Genomic DNA, 4,597 nt, shown 5'->3' on the forward strand with positions numbered 1-4,597 from the left:
CCTCGCGATGAACCGACGACCGACGACCCACCCCTTTCACCGCGCCCCGCGCGGCGTGCTCGCGCTCGTGGCGCTGGCGTGTCTGGCCGCCGTGGGCGCCGCGCTCGTGGCGCAGCACGGCTTCGCGATGCTGCCCTGCCCATGGTGCATCTTCCAGCGCGTGCTCTACCTCGCCGTCGCGCTCGTCGCGCTGTGCGGCTGGCTCTTGCCGCAGCGCGCCGCCACGTGGCTCGCGAGCCTGCTCGTGCTGGCGCTCGCGCTCGGCGGCATCGCTTCGGCCGTGTTCCAACACCAGGTGGCGGCCAAGGACAGCAGTTGCGCGTTCACGCTGGCCGATCGTTTCTTGAGCGCGACCGGGCTCGAGGCGGCCGTGCCCTGGCTATTCCAGGTCACCGCCACTTGTGCCGATGCGGCCAGTGCGCGCGTGCTCGGCCTGGGCATGGAGGTGTGGAGCGGCTTGTTGTTCGCTTTGATTGCCATGACCGCCGCGCTGCTGCTCTGGCTGGCGCGCACGCGCGCTTGATAACGCGCGTCGCCAACGCGGTCAGCCGCCGCACCCGTCTTGCGGCCGCGGTGCAATCGGAACACCATGGCTCGAAGCACCGCAAGGAGACTCTCATGACACCCTGGCTACGATGGTGGTTCCCGCACGGCGACGACGCCCAAGGCACGCCCCCGCCACCCGACGCGGCGCTGTGGTCGCCCGAGGCGATCATGCAAACGCAGCGCGAGATGTGGCAGCACTCGGGGCAATCGCTGCAGCAATGGTGGGGCTGGTGGCGCTCGGCCTGGCCAAGCCTGCCGCTGCTGCCGCCCGTCGGGGTGCTGCAACCGCCGCCGCAGTCCGATGCGACGCCGCCGACAACAGACGCGACGACTGTTGCGGATGCAGCGCCCGGCGAGCGCGGCTCGTCGCATCGCGGGGCTGGCGCGGCGCGCAGGCCGAAGGTGGGCCACAAGCCCGCCGCCAGCGTGCGGGCCCGCCCGCGTCGCGCCGTGCGCGGCAAGTAGAAGCCTCGCGCTCACGCTCGCAGCAGCAAGGTCGGCTTGAAGCCGATCTCCGTTGGTTTGCCCTTGCGCGCCCGCGCGGCTCTGTAGGGCGCCAGCGCGGCGGGCCCCAGGGTTTCGTCCTTGGCCTTGCCGCCGCGGCCGCTGCCGAGCACGCGCAGCGTCTTGTCGAACGCGGCCACGCTCACCAGCGCGTCCTTGGCGTCCAGGCTCATCAAGGTGAGCCCGCGGCCGCCCTTGGGTTGGAGCTTGAGCTCGCCCTGCGCGAACACCAACAAGCGCCCGCCCAGGCTCAGGCAGGCCAGTTGCGCTGCGCCGTCGGCGCGGCTCGGCGGCAGCGGCTTCTCGCCCTCGCTCAGCACCAGAAAAGCCTTGCCGCCGCGCTGGCGCGACACCAGGTCAGCCGCATTGGCGAACAGCCCGTAGCCGCCGGTGTTGGCGAGCAGCAGTGTGGCGTCGGCGGGCCCGGCGAAATAGTGTTGCGGCTGCGTACCGCTTTCCAGCTCGATCATCGACGTGATGGGCTGGCCGTCGCCGCGCGCACCGGGCAGGGCCGCGACCGGCACCGAATAAACGCGGCCGTTGCTACCGAACACCAGCAAGGTGTCGACGCTGCGGCACTCGAAGGTGCCGTAGAGCGCGTCGCCGGCCTTGAAGGCAAAGCTCGCCGCGTCATGCCCGTGGCCCTGGCGTTGTCGCACCCACGCCTTGGCGCTCAGCACCACCGTGACCGGCTCGTCGACCACTTTCAGCTCGGCCACCGTTCTTTTCTCGGCCTGGATCAAGGTGCGACGCGCGTCGCCATGCGCCTTGGCGTCGGCCTCGATCTCGCGGATGACGGTTCGCCGCAGCGTGGCGGGGTTGCCGAGAATGTCTTCGAGCTTGCCCTGCTCTTCACGCAGCGCCTTCAACTCCTGCTCGATCTTGATGGCCTCGAGCCGGGCCAGTTGGCGCAGCCGGATGTCGAGGATGTCGTCGGCCTGTCGCTCACTGAGCGCAAAGCGTGCAATCAGCGCCGGCTTGGGCTCGTCGGCCTGGCGAATGATGCGGATCACTTCGTCGATGTTGAGCAGCACCAGCCGCCGGCCTTCGAGGATGTGGATGCGCTCCTGCACCCGCGTGAGCCGGTGCTGCGTGCGGCGCTGCACCGTGGCGAGCCGAAAGCCGATCCATTCGGCCAGCATCTGGCGCAGCGACTTCTGCGTCGGCCGGCCGTCGGCGCCCACCATCGTCAGGTTGACCGGCGCCGAGGTCTCCAGGCTGGTGTGCGCCAGCAGCACGTTGATGAGTTCCTGCTGTTCCACGGTGCGGCTCTTGGGCTCGAACACCAGGCGCACGGCCGCTTCCTTGCCCGACTCGTCGCGCACCTTGTCGAGCACCGAGAACACCGTGGTCCTGAGCTGCGTCTGCTCGGCCGTGAGCGCCTTCTTGCCGAGCTTGAGCTTGGGATCGGTCAACTCACCGATCTCTTCGAGCACCTTCTGCGTGCTGGTGCCCGGCGGCAGTTCGGTGACGACCAGCTGCCATTGGCCGCGTGCCAGGTCTTCGATCTTCCAGCGCGCGCGCACCTTGAGCGAACCGCGGCCGCTGCGATAGGCCTCGCGGATGTCGCCGACGCTGCTGATGATCTGGCCGCCGCCGGGGTAGTCGGGGCCGGGCAGCAGCGCGGCCAGTTCGTCGTCGGTGAGCTGGTCGTTCTTGATCAGCGCCACCGCAGCGGCGGCCACCTCGCGCAGGTTGTGGCTCGGGATCTCGGTCGCCAGGCCGACCGCGATGCCGCTCGCGCCATTGAGCAGCACGAAGGGCAGGCGCGCCGGCAACTGCCGCGGCTCCTGCGTCGAGCCGTCGTAGTTGGCAATGAAGTCGACCGTGCCCTCGTCGATCTCGTCGAGCAAGAGCCGCGTGATCGGCGCGAGGCGCGCCTCGGTGTAGCGCATCGCCGCGGCGCCGTCGCCGTCGCGCGAGCCGAAGTTGCCCTGGCCGTCGATGAGCGGGTAGCGCTGCGAAAAATTTTGCGCCATGCGCACCAGCGCGTCGTAAGCGGCGCTGTCGCCGTGCGGGTGATAGCGCCCGAGCACGTCGCCGACGACGCGCGCGCTCTTCATCGCCTTGGGGCCGCCGGCGGTGGTGAAGGCCAGGCCCAGGCGCTCCATCGCGTAGAGGATGCGGCGCTGCACGGGCTTCTGGCCGTCGCACACGTCGGGCAGCGCACGGCCCTTGACGACGGAGAGCGCGTACTCGAGATAGGCGCGCTCGGCGTAGTGGGCCAGGGTGATGGCGTCGCCGGGCTCGGCGGCGGTGGGGGTGTCGAAGAGATCAGGCATCGGAGATCAGTTAAGGCGCGCGCTGCTCAGACCAGCATCACGAGATCGGAATACGGCTGCAGTTGCGCATCGTGCGTCAGCAGGTGCAGCGGCTCGCTCATCGCCTGCGCGACGAGCATGCGGTCGAACGGGTCGCGGTGCAGCGGGGGCAGCCGGCGCAACTGCTGGGTGTGGCCCCAGGTGACGGGCAGCGGAAACACGTGCATGTCGCTCATTCGAGCCTCGAGGTCGTCGATGTCGAGCGCGAGCTTGCCTTGGCCGAGCTTGATCGAAATCTCCCAGAGTGAGACGCTGCTGACGTGCAACTCGTCGGCAGGTCGCGAAACGCCATGCGCTTCAACTGCTGCAGGCAGGCGCGGCCCAGTCCTTGCCCCTGCACCTGAATCACGATGCGCTTGAGCTCGACCGAGCGGTGCCGGCTGCGGCAGCCCTGCAGGATCACGAAGCCCACCGCCTGCGTGCCCGCGCCGGCCTCGACGATGAAGTGGCGAAAGTCGGGGAAGCGCACCGCGCCTTCGTGCTGCGTGCGCTCCCACGGCGTGATGTAGGGACGGCACGCCCGGTCCTGCTCGACCGTGAGCACGAAGTCGAGGTCGGACAGCATGGTGGGGCGCAGGCGAAGCTGCGTCGCAGGCAGCACGGAATCACCGGTGGCCATGAATCAGCGATCCTTAGACGTCCACCTCGACCGCGTCCCCATGCAGCTCCATCAGCTCGCGCCGCGACGCCGCCTCGCCCTTGCCCATGAGCTTGTTGAAGGAGATTTCCGTCGCACCGAAATCGAGCTCACCCCAGGCCACCGGCAGCAGGCGCCGTGTGTCGGGGTTCAAGGTCGTGTCCCACAACTGCTCGGCGTTCATCTCGCCCAGGCCCTTGAAGCGGCTGATGCTCCAACTGGCTTCGCGTGCGCCTTCCTTGCGCAGCTTGTCGAGGATGGCGGTGAGCTCGCCGTTGTCGAGCGCGTAGAGCTTGGCGGCGGGCTTCTTGCCGCGTGCCGGCGCGTCGACGCGAAACAGCGGCGGGCGCGCGACGTGGATGTGGCCGCGCTCGATGAGCTTGGGAAAGTGCCGGAAGAACAGCGTGAGCAGCAGCACCTGGATGTGCGAGCCGTCGACATCGGCGTCGCTGAGGATGCAGACCTTGCCGTAGCGCAGGCCGGACAGGTCGGGCTCGTCGGCCGCGCCATGCGGGTCCACGCCGATCGCCACCGAGATGTCGTGGATCTCGTTGTTGGCAAAGAGGCGGTCGCGCTCGACTTCCCAGGA

Annotated in this window: 5 protein-coding genes and 1 pseudogene; 2 read left to right on the forward strand and 4 right to left on the reverse strand. The window is 69.1% G+C overall.

Annotated features, from left to right (window positions below):
• Positions 1–7 precede the first annotated feature (7 nt).
• Together RMO12_RS15505 and RMO12_RS15510 are read left to right on the forward strand one after the other, a co-directional pair.
• Positions 8–523: a disulfide bond formation protein B gene (locus RMO12_RS15505; protein WP_309639962.1), complete on the forward strand. Its 516-nt coding sequence runs from the start codon at positions 8–10 to the stop codon at positions 521–523.
• 95 nt (positions 524–618) lie between these two features.
• Positions 619–1,011, forward strand: a complete 393-nt coding sequence (locus RMO12_RS15510; RefSeq protein ID WP_309639959.1) for a hypothetical protein — start codon at positions 619–621, stop codon at positions 1,009–1,011.
• 11 nt (positions 1,012–1,022) lie between these two features.
• Here the strand turns inward: RMO12_RS15510 and parC are convergent, their stop codons facing one another.
• The 4 genes and pseudogenes from parC to RMO12_RS15530 form a co-directional block, all read right to left on the reverse strand.
• Positions 1,023–3,332, reverse strand: a complete 2,310-nt coding sequence (gene parC, locus RMO12_RS15515; protein WP_309624269.1) for a DNA topoisomerase IV subunit A — start codon at positions 3,330–3,332, stop codon at positions 1,023–1,025.
• 26 nt (positions 3,333–3,358) lie between these two features.
• Positions 3,359–3,637: a type II toxin-antitoxin system VapC family toxin gene (locus tag RMO12_RS15520; protein ID WP_309639960.1), complete on the reverse strand. Its 279-nt coding sequence runs from the start codon at positions 3,635–3,637 to the stop codon at positions 3,359–3,361.
• Positions 3,544–3,990: a GNAT family N-acetyltransferase gene (locus tag RMO12_RS15525; RefSeq protein WP_309639961.1), complete on the reverse strand. Its 447-nt coding sequence runs from the start codon at positions 3,988–3,990 to the stop codon at positions 3,544–3,546. Before RMO12_RS15525 ends, RMO12_RS15520 begins: the two co-directional genes overlap by 94 nt.
• 13 nt (positions 3,991–4,003) lie before the next feature.
• Positions 4,004–4,597, reverse strand: a pseudogene (locus tag RMO12_RS15530) (DNA topoisomerase IV subunit B); the annotation flags it as partial.

Source organism: Methylibium sp. (assembly GCF_031393925.1).
Lineage (GTDB): Bacteria > Pseudomonadota > Gammaproteobacteria > Burkholderiales > Burkholderiaceae_C > Methylibium.